Source organism: Candidatus Desulfovibrio trichonymphae (assembly GCF_002355955.1).
Taxonomy (GTDB): domain Bacteria; phylum Desulfobacterota; class Desulfovibrionia; order Desulfovibrionales; family Desulfovibrionaceae; genus Desulfovibrio; species Desulfovibrio trichonymphae.
In genome coordinates, this window is sequence record NZ_AP017368.1 from 1,347,158 (window position 1) to 1,362,614 (window position 15,457).

The following is a 15,457-nucleotide window of genomic DNA, read 5'->3' on the forward strand; positions in this document are numbered from 1 at the left end:
TGTCCGGTGCTGTTGCCAAAGCCTGGCGCAAGAGCGTCAGAGCGTGAACCATCCTGGCCTCAGCCGCGTGTGCCATATGTCCGCCCTATTCTGTGCATTTTCGGTCTGGATTTACTGGACGTTGCTTGGGGCAGCCCCAGTGCATAAAATCCGTTTCCGGCGAGCCTGTCAGGCGTTCGTCAGCGACAAGCGCATGGCCTTTCCAGTCGCGAATGACGACATCCAGGCGTTCCATGTTTACATAGGACAACAGGGCGGGCCATCGGTCCGCCATGGCTCGCAGAATGCGGTCATAGGTCACTTCGCCACCGTGAAAGCCATCTACAAATTCACAGTCGTCTGAGCCGAGAGAGCGCGGGTCTGTAAAATCTAGAACGTCAATGCCGCGTTCCAGCAGGGCGTTGCGCAATGCGAAAAGATGCGAGTAGCCCTGTTTGCTTTGGTGCATAACGTTCAGCACGCGTTCGGAAAGCGGCGCGATAAAGACAAATGTGGCGATGCCGCGTGCCCTGAGTCGGCAGTAGATTTCGGCAAAAGCGTCCAAATGCTCGAGATTCGGGCCTTCCTGATCGGGACGAGCCCGGTAAAAGGACTTGATCCCGTAACGGGCCTGTTTGAGCGTGTCTTCAAACCTGTAATCAAAAGGACGGCTGCGGCCAGTGATTTCGGCAGTATAATACCACGAACCGTCCGGACCGAAGCCGTCGTCTGTCTGCTGTGCCATAATGCCGTAACGCGTCTTTCGAAAGATGCCCAAGAGCGGAGCGACTATCTCCGCCGGAGAAATTTTCCCTTCAAAAAGCCAAGTCCAAGGTTTTTTGAGGTTTTCAAAGCCGTAATTGTAAGAGCCGCTGGTGGTGGGTTCTTCTTTAAATGGGTCAGTGTGCCACTGCGGCATAAACCACCAGAAATCCAGCCCGAGAATAACTGCTTTCGGCTTGTGGACGGCAAGCATGGCGTTTAGTGTGGAGCGCAATACGGCCAGATTGCCGGCAACGCCGCCTACGTTGACAAAGGTTCTGCGAAATGAAGAAGCACGAAACTGCATGACCCGAGAGGATCCCACTGTTGCGATTTCCGGCTTGACAGCTTCATAGAGACGCAGCTTGTAGTCCACAAAATCCTGTGAGACGCCTGAACCAAAGACGACGAATTCGCCAGCCGCCTGAGCAGCAACAACCCGTTCCACTGCCACGTCGCCGCTTTGATGCAGCCACAGGCAGGTGTAGGGGAGCACAAGCACAAGGCTTACTGTCGCGAGAAGCAGCAGTACTTTGAAATAGCGTTCTATATAGGAGGTGTTGGTCATTGGTGTGAGCATACTGCGCTGCCCGTCGGCTAAAACTGAAAATACAAAAATGTGGATTTGCGTGAAACAAGAATCAAGGTAATGAACGTCAGCACGGCCAGCCCCGTAGCCCAAAAGCCGGACGCGCGCCAGGCGAATTTTGGGAAAGAACCGTCAGCCCGTCCCCGCAAGAGTTCCCGGCTGTTGGGAAAGGCCCATACCAGAAGCGCGCAGAGCAGCAGCAGCGCATAAGGCTGCCAGCCCTGAAAATAATTGTTGGGCAGCAGGGCGCCGTCTTCCTGCGCAGCTGCAAACGGGCATGTGAACATGGCCGTATACACGACCACAGCTCCCTTGAGCGTTGTCGCGCGAAAAACCACCCAGCAGGCGTTGATGCAGAAGAAAGTCAGGGCAATGCAGGCAAGGCGGCATAAGGAAGTCTTTAATATCTTTTCCGGCATTTTGTCCTTGATTTGGGCGCGGAAAAAGTGATTTACGCAAAGCATTGCGCCGTGTAGCGTTCCCCAGATTACAAAGGTCCAGCCCGCGCCGTGCCAGATGCCGCCGATGAACATGGTGAGAAAGAGATTGCGGTACTGGATGAGCCGTCCGGCTCTGTTGCCGCCCAACGGAATGTACAAAAAATCGCGCAGCCATGAGCCGAGCGTGATGTGCCAGCGTCTCCAGAAATCCACAATGCCGGTGGACTTGTAAGGGGAATCAAAATTTTCAGGCAGGCGCAGGCCGAGCATCAGGCCAAGCCCGATCGCCATATCAGTATAACCTGAAAAATCGAAATAAAGCTGAAAGGTGTAACAGAGAGAACCGAGCCACGCTTCAGCACCGCTCAGGGGCAAGGCACTGTCCGCGGCATTGAAGACGGCATTGGCGTACAACGCTATGCTGTCGGCGAGCAGGATTTTTTTTGCAAGACCTATGCTGAAAAGGGTGATACCGCGCGCGATGCCTTCCGAGGTGTGTGGGCACAGCGCGTCAAACTGGCTTCCCATTTGTTCGTAACGTACGATGGGGCCTGAAATGACATAAGGGAAACACGAGGAAAAGAGCGCGTGGCGGGCAAGTCCCGCCGGTTCTGTACGGCGCTGGTAGACGCCCACAAGCCAGGCAATCTGAATAAAGGTATAGAAGGAAATGCCGAGCGGCAGGCCGGGGGTGTTCCATGTCCACCCTGTCTGGAAAAGAAGAGCGAGATTTTGGGCCAAAAAGTCGGAGTATTTGAACCATACCAGCGGCAAAAGATTAAGGATGAGCGCAAGTGAGAGAAGCCCTTTACGGCTCATTCCAGACTTTTTTGCCGCAAAACGTTCGTCCGGTACGGCAAGGGCAAGGCCGAAGGTGTAGTTCATAGTGATGAGCACGGCCAGCAGCAGCAAAAAACCAGCGTCCCACAAGGCATAAAAACCAGCTGAAAAAAGAAGCAGAATCAGTGCAAACCGCGATGGCCCGGCTGTTCCGGCAAGCCGCCAGACAAGCAGCAGCAGGGGGAAAAAACAGAAAATAAAGGGATAGGAATGGAACAGCATGGCACACTCCTGACACGCGCAACACGGGTAGATGATTCGGCAGCGGCAGACAGCGAAAACATCAGTGTTCTGGCGCAAAAATCGACAAGTCTTGTCGTCTGCTGGTCTTTGGCCGCGGCGAATTCTGAGCAGGCCTCGAGTCAGGAATTAAGCTCTACCCTGAATTTGCGCGACAGTCTGAAAACAACCACCTTGCGTGGTGGCAGGGTGATGGTTGCGCCAGTCTGCGGGTTGCGCCCAATGCGGGAAGCCTTGTCATAACATTCAAACTTGCCGAACCCGCTGATCAGAAGAGCGCGATCTTTTTTAATGGTGTTTTTCATGATCTCCAGCAGGTTTTCGATAACATTTTTAACATCAGCATGGTTTTTATCGATTTCTTCGTAGATATCTTCGACAATATCTGCTTTTGTCAGTGTTTTTTTCATGTTTGTTTTCTCCGTCATGTTCAGGTGCGAAAGACGCAAATCGTCGTGCCTAGACTGGCACAGGCGTGCCAGCCATTTCACATAGTTGGCATTTTTTTTATACATACACGCAAGCAAAAAACGGGGCAAGATTTTTTTTGACGGAATTTTTTGTACAATTTTTTATTTTAATCAATTTAGGATACATGAAAAAATTTTACTGGTCTGCGCCGCGCCGCAGCGCGTGTCCCATCATTCCCGTTTTCCTGCCTTTCCATGGTTGTCCCGCGCATTGCGTTTATTGCGCCCAGTATACGCAGACAGGCCAGGGCCCGATACCGTTCCCGGATATTCTTGATAAGGTCGGAACTGTGCTGCGCGCCCGCGCGCTTGCCGGGCTGCCTCCGCCGGAACTGGCCTTTTACGGCGGCACCTTTACGTCCATGCCTGAAAAAGAGCAAAGGCAATGTCTTGACTTGGCGACTTATGCGATTCAGCGGGGGCTGATCTGCTCTTTTCGGTGTTCCACACGGCCTGACAGCGTGGATGTTCCGACATTGACGCGCCTGCGGGATGCGGGGTGTTCAACTGTGGAGCTTGGCGCGCAGAGTTTTGCAGACGCGGCACTGACAGCCGCACGGCGCGGTTATGGCGGCGCGGCGGCGGCGGCCTGCAATCTGGCGAAGCAGGCGGGATTGAACCTTGGCGTGCAGTTGTTGCCCGGCATGCCGGGCGTCAGCCCTGAGGTTTTTATCTGCGACGTATCCGCAGCGCTACGTATGGGCGCGGATATGCTGCGTTTCTATCCCTGCCTTGTTCTTGCGGGCACGGAACTGGCGCGGGAATGGCGCGCAGGTGGCTATCGACCTTGGGGTATGGAAGTCTGTCTTGCAAGCCTTGCCCAAGGCTGTCATGGCCATGGCGCACAAAACGTCGGTTACGCATGGGGCTGGCACCTGAAGCCGTTCTTGACGGAGCGGTGCTGGCCCGGCTCAGTCCATCCGGCGCTCGGAGAGCGGGTGATGGCGCGCGCACTGTTGATGGCGGTGCGGCAGGAGGCCGACCGGGGCAGGCTTTTTGCGTTGGATGCGCCGTTGCGTTGTCAGGGGTATTTCTGGGGACACAGGGGCGAACTACGCGCAGCCTGGGCCGCGCTGGGGCTTGGTTCGGACGAAGTTCGCTTTGTGGAAGGAGAAGAGGTGCGGCTGTATTTGTGAATCTGCCCAGAGCAGGTGTCGCGCTCAACCGTCGTGTGACGCAAATGCCCTGTTTCTCGCTATTCGCAGCAACTGGATCTGATCCCCTGCGCTGTATGATGCGCGGCAAAAGCATAGCGGCCGTATCTCATGCCGTTGCCGACAATGCCCGCTTCTTCCAGACGGCGCATTATGTCATTGTGGGCATTTTCCATCTGCCGCTTCAGTGTTGCCAGCCCTGCGGCACAGTCGCGCACGGCCTTAGCGTCCGGTGTGGCGTTGTTGTGCAGAGCGCACAGTTCCTGGCGTTTGACAAAAATTTCGTCGCGGACAGCGTTTATGCGTTTGGCGTATTCCTCACAAGCGTCAGGCTATGTTCTTGGCCGGATGACCGGGGCAAATCCCGCGTACGTGACGGTTTTGTACCTTTTTAGAGAACTCGCCGACGTGCTGGCGGACCGATCCCAGCCATTGGTGGTACGGGCGTGTGGAGATAAGGATGGTGGGTCAACAGAAGCTGACTTTCGTCAAGTCACAACCGTGCCCAGCGGTTCCCCGTCCAGTAAATACCGGCGCAGGCTTGATGGCATACGGCCGTCCAGAATGAGTACGCGGGCGCATCCGGCCGTGAGCGCATTCAGGCACGCGTTGATCTTGGGTATCATACCTCCGCTGATCACTCCCTGCCCGGTCAGTCGCGCGACGGTGGCCTGATTCAGATGTGGGACAAGCGTTCCGTCGGCGTCAAGTACGCCCGGCACGTCGGAAATAAGCACGAAATACGCGGCCTTCAACGCGCTGGCGATCGCCCCGGCCGCCATATCGGCGTTGACGTTTAGGGCTTCTCCTTCCGGCCCTGAGGCCACGGGCGCGACCACCGGCACAAACCCTGCCGTCAGTAGGCAGTCAAGCAGTGCTGTATTCACCGCCGTGACTTCTCCGACAAGTCCGAGAGCGGGGTTTTTGCGCTGGGCGAGCAGAAGATTTCCATCGCGTCCAGAAATGCCCGCCGCGCGAACCTGACAGCGTAAAAAGGCACTGACGACGGCCTTGTTGACCTGACCGCAGAGTGCCATTTCTACAGCCTCCATCGCAGCTTCGTCCGTCACACGCAAACCTTCCACAAAACGGCTTTCAATATGCAGGCGAGTCAGGAGGTTTGTGATCCGCGGCCCTCCTCCGTGCACGACGACAAAACGCATGCCTTTCACGGCAAGAATTGATAGATCTGCAGCAAAAGCCGAGCTCAAATCTGTCTTGTCCATAGCGTGGCCGCCGTATTTAATAACAACAGTGGCAGTGTCCACAGCTTTTCTCCAGTCTTTATTGTGGAATAGAAAATTTGCCTTGCACTCCGGCTGGCTGTCGCCGGTTTGCACGCCCGGCGCACGCAAAGTCGTTGCAAGGCGTGCACTCTTATTGTACTACATATATCTTCGGTGAACAAGAGCGCGGCATAACAATACAGTATAACGGGACACAAAATATCTATTTTGCACAAACAGTAATTGCCGGACGCAAATCGGGAACGCCGCGGCAATGTGGTAAAATTTACTGAACGGGGCACAGTGCGCTTACTGTGCAGTGCGGGCGATCAGGGTATTGACAAAATCATATTGGCATATGCCGTGATATGCCGAATTGTTGAAGGAAACAGTATGACGGATGTTGTGACGCGTTTCGCACCGAGCCCCACCGGGTATTTGCACATCGGCGGCGCGCGTACCGCGATTTTCTCTTGGCTTCTAGCCCGTCATTATGGTGGTCGTTTTTATCTGCGCATTGAAGATACGGATTTGCTCCGCTCAAAACAGGAATATACGGACTCTATTCTGGCTTCCATGCGCTGGCTGGGCCTTGATTGGGACAACGCCCCCGTGTACCAGACCCAACGCACTGATTTATACAACAGTGTTGTGGCCAGACTGCTTGCCGACAGGCATGCCTATTGGTGTTCCTGCACGCCTGAAAAAGTGGAAGCCATGCGCAAGGCGGCAAAGCAAAGAGGCGAAAAGCCCCGCTACAACGGGCAATGCCGATCTCGCGGGATCGGCCCTGGGCAGGGGCGTTGCGTACGCCTTAAATTGCCCCTTTCCGGTAAAATCGTTTTTGATGATATGGTCAAGGGCCACATAGCCGTGGACGTGAGCGAACTGGACGATATGGTGCTGCGTCGCGCAGACGGCATGCCCACCTACAATCTGGCCGTTGTGGCGGACGATTATGAAATGGGCATCACACACGTGATCCGCGGTGATGACCATGTCTCCAACACGCCGCGTCAGATACTGATTTATCAGGCGCTGGGTCTGTCTGTGCCGCGTTTCGGGCATGTTCCCATGATTTTGGGGCATGACCGCCAGAAGCTTTCCAAACGGCACGGAGCGCGCGCGGTGATTGAGTACCGGCGTGACGGTCTGCTGCCGGCGGCGCTCGTCAGCTGTCTGGCGCGCCTTGGCTGGTCGCACGGCAATCAGGAGCTGTTTTCCCTTGAAGAGCTTGTCAGGCATTTTGACGGCACCAATTTGAACCAGGCCGCCGCCGCCTTTGACCCCGCCAAACTCGAATGGACAAACACCCGTTTTATGCGTGATATGCCTCTGGAAAATCTGGCAGCGCTTGTCTCCCCCTTTGTTCGGGAGACGGGCTTCAGCGTACAGCCCAAGGCAAGGCTTGTCGCGCTCTGCGCCATGTTTCGCGAGCGGGCGGGCAATCTTCTGACACTGGCGGAAAATTTCCGTCCCCTGCTTGTCCCTGCCGCAGAACTTGCCGTGAATAAAAAAGACGCCGCAAAGCATTTTACCGAAGCGGGTAAAACGCATCTGCGCGCGCTCACAGGTGTTTTTCAGGCTTGTGATCCCTTTGCCGCCGGGAAGATTGAAGAGGCACTGAACAGCTATGTGGCGAACAGCGGCCAGACTTTCAAACAGGTGGCCCCGCCTCTGCGCACGGCGCTTATGGGTTTTATGGGAGGTGCGCATTTAAGCGACATTATAGCCTTTTTAGGCAAGGAAGAGACGCTCGCGCGCCTTGCGCGCTTTATTTGAAGTAGCGCCTATGCCGCCAGGTTTCTTTTCATGGCAGGAGGAAAGCCTTCGTTCGCCATGTTGGGTCGTTCGTTGTTATACTTCCAAAGCCGGCGTGCAGCAAAATTCTGCACTTCCTCACTGTCCAGGTGCAGCGTTCAACATAACCGTTCTGCAGGGGTTTGCCCGGTTTGGATATAGCGGGGTCCCTGTCTCCCTCTTCATGGCCTAATCCTGCAAATAACCGTTTGATATGCTCAGGTCCACCAAAAGCCATGGGAAGGTATTTTCTGTTTTCAGATAACACTTTTGTATAACCAGCATTTCTGTGCAAGGCTGCCTTAAAGATTTCTATAGCACATCTATAAAAATATATGACAAATTAAGTCTTGTGCCATTTCAATATGGACAATGGAGTCTGACAGATTTAATGTTGATACCCCCATTTTACTTTGGGACTAATCATCTAGATCCATTGTTTTTGTTTGGTAAAAATATTAAAAAACATCACAAAGGTGAAAATTTCTTCGTTCTGTGTCGCCGCACGCGCGCGGGAGTTCCGGCAACGACGGAATATGGCGGTACGTCACTGGTCACCACGCTGCCAGCGCCCACAATGGCCCCTTCGCCGATAGTCACGCCTTTCAAAATCAGCGAGTTCATGCCGATCCACGCGTAATCGCCGATTACAACCCGCGCGTCGTTCTCGTATCCGGGGCTGTCCGTGCGACTTTCAGGCGGCCAAGGCGCGTGAAAATCCGAATCCACAATGATGCAATTGGGCGCGAGCAGAACCTTGCGCCCGATGATGATGCTGGTTGACCGCGCTGTGACTGAGGAGCCGCTCAACTGCGCGCCGTCGCCGATTTCAATGCTTGCGTCGTCGCCGAACACTCTCAGGCGTACGGGCGCGGCAAGTGTGGCGGCTGTGCCCCGTCGCCAGGAAGAAATAAGGCTCACGTTCGCGCCTATACGTATGGTTCCTCCCGGCCAGCGCAACAAGCCCACAGGGCCGTGAGCGCGTGTACCGGGGCCGACATGGACGCCAAAAAGGGCGGCCTTGCAGCGCAGGCGCGCTGTGCCCCACAATACACCGAAGACGCGCATGTTTTCAAGGCAGATAAAGCTTGCCGCGTCGGCAAGTGTAAAATCACGTTGCAGGGCTTTGCGTAGCAGTGTTAGCATAGTACAATCTCTCACAGTTTGTTATAGCAGTTGCCGCCTGACGAAGTAAGTGACCGCATCGCGGACAGGGCGTGTAATGATTTTCTATGCCCATTTAAAAAGCGTAGTCGGCGATTTCAAATTCTGTGAGCTGATTTTGCGGACAAAACCGCTCCCGCCTTGCAAAGGCGGCCCCTGATCTGAAAGACAGGCTGTGTCCTATCGCAGGATGTTGCTGGAAAGTCGGGCGGTTTCGTCGTCCAGAACGTCGGAGACAGTCATCTTTTTGAACCAGGATGGAAATAGGCGGCAACATATTCCGAACTGCATAATTTTATGCGCCGTCTGCATTGTCTTGCTGTTGATTTGCTTTTGTGACGGGGTGCATAAAAAAACGCGTGGGAGAAGAGGGTTGGAGCCATGTGGCCTGCACACACAGCAGCAATGGGAGAGTTGCTCGCCTTCCGGCCAGCGCTTGAGCAATGGCCTGCTTTGCTCCCGTATGTGCCGCAGACGGATGCGTCGGCGTGAGCGCAGTCTCTTGCCGATTGTCCGTCTCTTGTCGCAAAAAATCAGCAAGCAGACGGATGCTTCTTTCAAAGGCAGGCTGTCCTGTCCGGTCGGCTATTGCAGAAATACGTTTGTGCCCGGCACGCGGATCAGATCACGCCGGAGCAGCTCTTCGGCAATCTGCACGGCGTTGAGTGCCGCTCCCTTGCGCACGTTGTCGGCCACAATCCACATATTCAGTCCGTTCTCAATGCTTTCGTCCTCACGGATGCGTCCCACAAACACAGGATCTTCGCCTGCGACATACGCTGGCATCGGGTACATTTTTTCCCGCGGATTGTCATATACCATAAGACCGGGTGCCTGAGAGAGCATGATGCGGGCATCCTTGGCCGTAATTTTTTTGGCTGTCTCCACGTTGACGGATTCGGCATGTCCGTAAAAAACAGGTGCGCGGACACAGGTGGCCGTGACTTTTACCGAAGGGTCTCCAAAAATTTTTACAGTTTCGTTGACCATTTTCATTTCTTCTTTGGTGTAGCCGTTTTTTAGAAAAACATCTATATGCGGCAGCACGTTGAAAGCGATTCGATACGGGTAGACGCTGTTTTCCGGCTCGCGGCCATTGAACAGATCGCGCACCTGACGTTCCAGTTCTTCAATGCCTTTTTGACCTGTACCGGATACGGCCTGATAGGTGGAAACCACGATGCGTTTGATTGCCGTCGCGTCGTGCAGAGGTTTTAACGCCACGAGCATCTGTATGGTGGAACAGTTGGGGTTGGCGATAATACCCATGTGGGCTGCAAGATGGCAGGCGTTGACTTCCGGCACCACCAAGGGGCAGTGCTCGTCCATGCGCCAAGCGGCGGAATTGTCCACCACCACACAGCCGGCATTGACTGCGTGCGGCGCAAACTGCAGCGACGTCGCCTCTCCCGTGGAAAAAAGGGCCAGATCAATATCGGTAAAAACGTCTTCTTTCAGTTCTTCTACCGTCAATTCCGCATCGCCGAAGGGAATGCGGCTTCCGGCGGAGCGGGCTGAGGCAAAGGCACGTATTGTTGTCGCGGGAAATTTTCGGTTGTGCAGCGAGTTCAGCATTTCTCGCCCCACGGCGCCCGTAGCTCCCACCACGGCGACTGTCAATGTTTTTTTCATGAAAATCTCCTTGGAGATTATAATATATCCAATATCTATAATTCGCAACGGGCGGATTCAGGCACGCCGCCGTCAAGCAGGGCGGTTCACGAACGTGGTGCGCGTGTCCTAAAACTTCAAGCTGCCGGGCGTGCGGGGAAAAGCGATCACGTCGCGAATATTGGCGATGCCGGTGAGCAACATGAGCAGGCGTTCAAAACCAAGACCGAAACCGGCGTGCGGCGCGCTGCCGAAGCGCCGCAGGTCAAGATACCACCAGTAGTCGTCCGGATTCCGACTAAGTTCGCGAAGGCGCGCGGCGAGCTTGTCCAGACGTTCCTCACGCTGGGATCCGCCGACAAGCTCGCCTATGCGCGGGGCCAGTATGTCCATGGCCGCCACGGTTTCGTTGTCGTCATTCGCGCGCATATAGAATGCTTTGATTTTTTTTGGATAGTCGTACACAATGACGGGCCGGTGAAAATGTTCTTCCGTCAGATAGCGTTCGTGCTCCATTTGAAGGTCCATGCCGCAGACTACTGGGAATATAAAGTCCCGCCCGCTGCTTTCCAGAATGGCGACGGCTTCGGCATAAGATGCGCGCGCGAAGGATTTGGCGATCATGCCGCGCAATCTGTCCATAAGGCCTTTATCAACAAAATTGTCGAACAAGCGCACATCCGCCTCACAGCGCGTGAGCGCATGGTCTATGACATGATGGACAAGGCTTTCGCCAAGTTCCATTATGTCTTCAATATCCGCGAAGGCTATTTCAGGTTCAATCATCCAGAACTCGGCAGCATGGCGCGGCGTGTTGGATTTTTCGGCTCTGAACGTGGGACCGAAAGAATAGACCCGTCCAAGCCCCATGGCCAGTGACTCAGCTTCCAGTTGGCCTGAAACAGTCAGATGGCAGCGACGATTGAAAAAATCTTTTCCCGCGCTCTCCTCGTCTGGCGACAGGGCTGTGGCGCGAAACATTTCCCCCGCCCCCTCACAGTCCGAGCCAGTGAGCACAGGCGTGTGCACAAGGGCAAAACGACGTTGGTGAAAAAAAACGTGTACCGCGTGTGCTGCCTCGGAACGTATGCGGAATGCGGCCCCGTATTTGTTTGTTCGAGCCCGTAAATGCGCAATGCCGCGCAAAAATTCGTCTGAATGGCGTTTCTTCTGCAGTGGAAAGGTTTCCGGATCAGCGAGGCCGAACACGGCAATGCTTTGAACCTGCATTTCCCATTTTTGTCCTTTGCCGGGCGAGGGCGCGAGTGCGCCCGTCACGCAAAGCGCTGCGCCCGTATTGGCGGTGCCGAAAGCCGTGTACGCCTCGCTGTTATGAGCGATAACGCATTGCATGTTAGCAAGAGAGGAGCCGTCGTTTATCTCTACAAAGGAAAATCCGCCGAGGTCGCGGCGCGTGCGCACCCAACCGCAGAGCACAATGTTGTCCTGCGTTTTTTCCGCGTTCAGGGCGTCCACGATCAGTGTTCTCTGCATGGAACGTTGCCTTTATCGTCCCACTTTGGGAGGGTAAAACCCCTGCCTTCAGACGGCAGCTTCAGCATTTTGTTTTCTTGGGCTGTGGTGCCAAACAAAGTGTGCATCAGATAAAAAATTTTCATTTTGCAAAGGCTGTGAAGTTACACAGATCTGTATCGGCGCAGCCGATGTTGCCAGCTTTGACTGCTAATTGAGTCCACATGCTTTAGCAGGTGGGATATTCATTTTGTTCTGTCAGCGATGGCGGCCGTGATTTTCGCCTCAGCGGCCGGTTTGCCGTCCACAAAGGCGCGTGCGTCCATTTTATACAGTTTAAGACGCATACGCATATTGTCGCATGTGAGGTCAAGGCGGTCGCCGGGAACTACCTGACGGCGAAATCTTACGCCGTCAAGACCTGTGAAAAAAAGCAATTTGTCCGTCAGTGCACCGAGACCCGAAACCGCAAGGATCCCTCCCGTCTGGGCGAGCGCCTCCAGAATCAGCACGCCCGGCATGATGGGCGTGCCAGGGAAATGCCCCTGAAAAAACGGCTCGTTCAGACTGACATTTTTATACGCCCTGATGTGTGAGCCGGGCACGCATTCCACCACTCTGTCCACCAGCAAAAAGGGGTAGCGGTGCGGTAGCAGACGGAGAATTTGTTGAATGTCCATAGATGGATAACTTGTTTCAGACACAGGACACATCTTGAAAAGGAAAAACCTCCCGATCCTGACGGGTCGAGAGGCCTTCGGCAGCGTTCTGATCGTCAATTATTTTTTATCGTCGCTCTTTTTGTTTTCTTTTTTGGCGGATTTTTCCTTATAGAGCTTGTTGACTTTAACCAGTACGTCCTGCGTCAGGTCCATTGCCTGTTCAGCGTACAGCACGCCGCCAGCCGTGACGTCAACCACAAAGTTGAAGCCTCTAGCGTGGGCCACTTCGTATGCGGCGCTGAAAACCAGTGTTACCATGTCCTGGCGCAGCTTGATTTCATCCTGTTCCACCTTGCGCAGGAAATTTCGTGTTTTTTGATCCAGATCCTGCTTTGCGCGAATAAATTCCAGTTTTTTCTCTTCACTGGTTTTGGGGCTCTTGAGCGACCCCGCTTTTTTCTTCAGGTCTTCACCTTGTTTTTCCAATGTATTACGTTCTTCACCGTATTTCTCTTCCATCTGTTTTTTTGCGGCTTGTGCAGGGTCACTCTCTGTGGCGACAGTCTGCATGTCTACAACGCCGATTTTTGCCGTCGGCACAGTTTTTTCATCAACGGCAAAGGCCGCGCCAGCAATGAGCATGCAGGCCGCAAGGGCAGTCAACACAACATTACGCATGAAAATTCTCCTTCCCCGATTGCTGAAATTTTCATTTGTCCCTGCGAACAGATCATGTCGGCATTATGGAAATGCGGCGAGTTATTGTCACATAGCATCGGGGCTTTCAGACGTCAAGAAATTCTGTACAAAACATGACATGACTTTAAAGATTATTTTTGTAGGTAAGAATGCCTTCGGCAAGACCTTCTGCCAGAGCGAGACAATAGCCGAGCTGCAGCAGCACAGCGGGCATGTGCGCGCCAATGAACACATGGAAAGGCGGCTAAGGCTGTATTCTGAAAATTTTCGACGAGTACATGCCGTAGCGCGCAATAGTCCATTTCTCCCGCTGGGCCAGCGATTTGTCCATTGTGGCAAACGGGGATATTTTTATCATAATGTCGAGAAATTTCACTTGGTTACACTGTGCTATATACCGCGTTCCGGTCATTCTAGGGGTGCCCAGTGGACATTACACTGTGGGGCGCAGCAGCGGCAAAAAATTTGACATAAGATCGTCTTTTGATTTTTTCGGACAGATCTCATATCACGGCACACTCCTGATTTCACCGCTGCAGACAGCCAACCGGGAACGACTGAAAACCATCATGGCATCTGTCTGCTTTATGCCATATCAAGGGGTATTATGGCAAGAAGAGCACAAGACCGGGATGTTTGCAAACTGCGCAGGTACTGCTTGAAATTAGGGTCATGCCATCTGAGCTGTTTGCGGCGAACAGGCAGATGAAAAAGGCGAGGATGAGACGACGCGTAGTATGGTCGCGTGTTCTCTCTTGTTCAGGCTTTTTTGCGTCGCATGCCGAGCTTGATGAGCTTTTCCAGCATCCGGCCAAAATCAAGGCCCAGAGCCGCCGCTTCTTGGGGCACAAGGCTTGTGGCCGTCATTCCGGGCAGGGTGTTGACTTCGAGTAGCGTCGGAGTTCCGTTGTCCGTCAAAATAAAATCCGCTCGGCTGTAGCCTGTGAGACCCAATGCCCTGTGGGCCGCCAGCGCCAGCCGCCGCACTTCGGCTGTCGTCACTTCGGGCAGGGGGGCCGGGCAGGTTTCGCGCGCTCCACCTGCGGCGTATTTGCTTGCATAGTCAAAAAAGTCGCCAGCCGTCGGCTCAATAAGAAGGGGCGGCAGGGCGTTTTCTTCCAGAACGCCGCAGGTGACTTCCACGCCGCGGAGTTCCGGTTCGAGCAGAACTTCGTCCCCAGCCGAAAAAATTTCCGCCAGCCTTGCGTCAAGCTCCGCACGGTTGCGAGCGCGGCCCATCAGCAGGGAGGAACCGCCGGTATTGCTTTTTGCAAAGAGCGGGTAGGGCAGGCGCGGGTTCCAGCACGCATCCGGCGGACGGGGCAGAAATTCCCAGTCCGGCGTGGGCAGGCCCGTATAACGGAAAATCTGTTTTGCTGCGGCCTTGTGTAGGGCCAGAAGAGAGGTCGCCGGGCCTGTGCCCTGATAGGGGCAATTCGCTGTGTCCAGCATGGCCTGGACAAGGCCGTCTTCGCCCGGTGCCCCGTGCAGGTTGATCATAGCGAATTCGTGCTCGGTCGCGGCGTGCAGCAGTTGGTCAAAGCCCGTCAGGAGGTCAAAAAAGGTCACGCTGTGGCCGCGTGAGAGCAGGGTTTTTTCTATGTCGCGCGCGCCGGAAAGCGAAATTTTACGTTCGTGGGACCAGCCGCCCGCAATCAAAAGAATCTTCATGGAGCCCGCATTCCAGTTGCGCCGACAGGACGCGTTCAATGGTTTGTCCCTGTTCAAAGGATACGCGGATGCCCTGCCGCGACGCCTCGCTGTGCCCGTAACGCGTGAGCAGATCTTCAAAACGTTCTTCCAGCGTGACGCACTGGTCGTGCCGTACTCTTTTGTCCGCATAGATGATAAAAAACGGCAGAGAACAGAGGCCGCTGCCGTCCGGCAGCGGCCAAGGCCAGCAAACGTGCAGCATGACGCCCTGCGCCACGGCGTAATTGCGTGTTTCCGCGACGGCCCACCCGCCGCCGAGCTGGGCGTGGCTACCGCCGTGCCGCACACAATAGGTTTTGGCGATATCGTGGAGCAGGGCCGCCGCGCGCACTTCCGGCACGTTGACGGCAATGCCGAGCTTCGCCGCGCGTTCGGCCAGTGTTGTCGCGATATGGGCCACCAGCAGCGAGTGCCGCCACACGTTGTCCAGCATGCCGTATTTGCGCCACAGGGCGAAGCAGGCCTCGTCATCTGGAACGGACGCGCACGGCGCGAAAGAGGACGTGGGCGGGCGGCTTGCCGTTCTCCGCAACCTGTCCGGGGGCGTCAGGTTGGAAAGGGGCGCATGAAAGGTCCAGTGCCATAGCTGCGCTTCTGTATTCATAAGTATAATTATGCCATTGCCGCACAATGAA

14 protein-coding genes are annotated in these 15,457 nt (G+C 54.8%); 2 read left to right on the forward strand and 12 right to left on the reverse strand.

From position 1 onward, the window contains the following. Window positions 1–85: 85 nt before the first annotated feature. From RSDT_RS06525 to RSDT_RS06535, 3 genes are all read right to left on the reverse strand, one after another. On the reverse strand, window positions 86–1,321 hold the full coding sequence (locus tag RSDT_RS06525; protein WP_096400158.1) for a hypothetical protein: 1,236 nt from the start codon (window positions 1,319–1,321) through the stop codon (window positions 86–88). A 17-nt stretch (window positions 1,322–1,338) separates the two neighbouring features. Further along, window positions 1,339–2,832 (reverse strand): MBOAT family O-acyltransferase, encoded by a 1,494-nt coding sequence (locus RSDT_RS06530; RefSeq protein ID WP_096400160.1) that lies wholly within the window; start codon window positions 2,830–2,832, stop codon window positions 1,339–1,341. A 140-nt stretch (window positions 2,833–2,972) separates the two neighbouring features. Then, complete coding sequence (locus RSDT_RS06535) at window positions 2,973–3,260, reverse strand: integration host factor subunit alpha (protein WP_096400162.1); 288 nt, start codon at window positions 3,258–3,260, stop codon at window positions 2,973–2,975. 185 nt (window positions 3,261–3,445) lie between these two features. Between RSDT_RS06535 and RSDT_RS06540 the strand changes: the two genes are divergently transcribed. Beyond that, entirely contained in the window at window positions 3,446–4,456 is a 1,011-nt protein-coding gene (locus RSDT_RS06540; RefSeq protein WP_145954821.1) for a radical SAM protein, read from the forward strand. Window positions 4,457–4,515: 59 nt separating this feature from the next. Here RSDT_RS06540 and RSDT_RS07075 read toward each other — a convergent pair whose 3' ends face one another. Next, a complete protein-coding gene (locus RSDT_RS07075) occupies window positions 4,516–4,692 on the reverse strand; it encodes a hypothetical protein (RefSeq protein ID WP_172414423.1) in 177 nt (58 codons plus the stop codon). Window positions 4,693–4,962: 270 nt separating this feature from the next. Beyond that, on the reverse strand, window positions 4,963–5,742 hold the full coding sequence (gene argB / locus RSDT_RS06550) for an acetylglutamate kinase (protein ID WP_096400621.1): 780 nt from the start codon (window positions 5,740–5,742) through the stop codon (window positions 4,963–4,965). A gap of 351 nt (window positions 5,743–6,093) precedes the next feature. Here argB and gltX point away from each other — a divergent pair, with 351 nt between their 5' ends. Next, entirely contained in the window at window positions 6,094–7,482 is a 1,389-nt protein-coding gene (gene gltX, locus RSDT_RS06555; protein ID WP_096400623.1) for a glutamate--tRNA ligase, read from the forward strand. A 486-nt stretch (window positions 7,483–7,968) separates the two neighbouring features. Here the strand turns inward: gltX and RSDT_RS06560 are convergent, their stop codons facing one another. From RSDT_RS06560 to RSDT_RS06595, 7 genes are all read right to left on the reverse strand, one after another. Further along, window positions 7,969–8,646 carry an acyltransferase gene (locus tag RSDT_RS06560; protein ID WP_096400168.1) on the reverse strand — a complete coding sequence of 226 codons (678 nt, stop codon included), beginning with the start codon at window positions 8,644–8,646 and terminating at the stop codon, window positions 7,969–7,971. A gap of 603 nt (window positions 8,647–9,249) precedes the next feature. Then, the gene (locus RSDT_RS06565) at window positions 9,250–10,296 is read right to left on the reverse strand and encodes an aspartate-semialdehyde dehydrogenase (RefSeq protein ID WP_096400170.1); all 1,047 of its coding nucleotides are present in this window, start codon (window positions 10,294–10,296) and stop codon (window positions 9,250–9,252) included. A gap of 108 nt (window positions 10,297–10,404) precedes the next feature. Further along, window positions 10,405–11,769, reverse strand: a complete 1,365-nt coding sequence (gene asnS, locus RSDT_RS06570; protein ID WP_096400172.1) for an asparagine--tRNA ligase — start codon at window positions 11,767–11,769, stop codon at window positions 10,405–10,407. Window positions 11,770–11,993: 224 nt separating this feature from the next. Continuing rightward, on the reverse strand, window positions 11,994–12,461 hold the full coding sequence (gene fabZ, locus RSDT_RS06575; RefSeq protein ID WP_096400174.1) for a 3-hydroxyacyl-ACP dehydratase FabZ: 468 nt from the start codon (window positions 12,459–12,461) through the stop codon (window positions 11,994–11,996). A 66-nt stretch (window positions 12,462–12,527) separates the two neighbouring features. Further along, window positions 12,528–13,088, reverse strand: a complete 561-nt coding sequence (locus RSDT_RS06580; protein WP_096400176.1) for an OmpH family outer membrane protein — start codon at window positions 13,086–13,088, stop codon at window positions 12,528–12,530. A gap of 780 nt (window positions 13,089–13,868) precedes the next feature. Next, the gene (locus RSDT_RS06590; protein WP_096400180.1) at window positions 13,869–14,780 is read right to left on the reverse strand and encodes a D-alanine--D-alanine ligase family protein; all 912 of its coding nucleotides are present in this window, start codon (window positions 14,778–14,780) and stop codon (window positions 13,869–13,871) included. Next, a complete protein-coding gene (locus tag RSDT_RS06595; RefSeq protein ID WP_096400182.1) occupies window positions 14,737–15,426 on the reverse strand; it encodes an HDIG domain-containing metalloprotein in 690 nt (229 codons plus the stop codon). The genes RSDT_RS06590 and RSDT_RS06595 overlap by 44 nt, the downstream gene beginning before the upstream one ends. Window positions 15,427–15,457 lie beyond the last annotated feature (31 nt).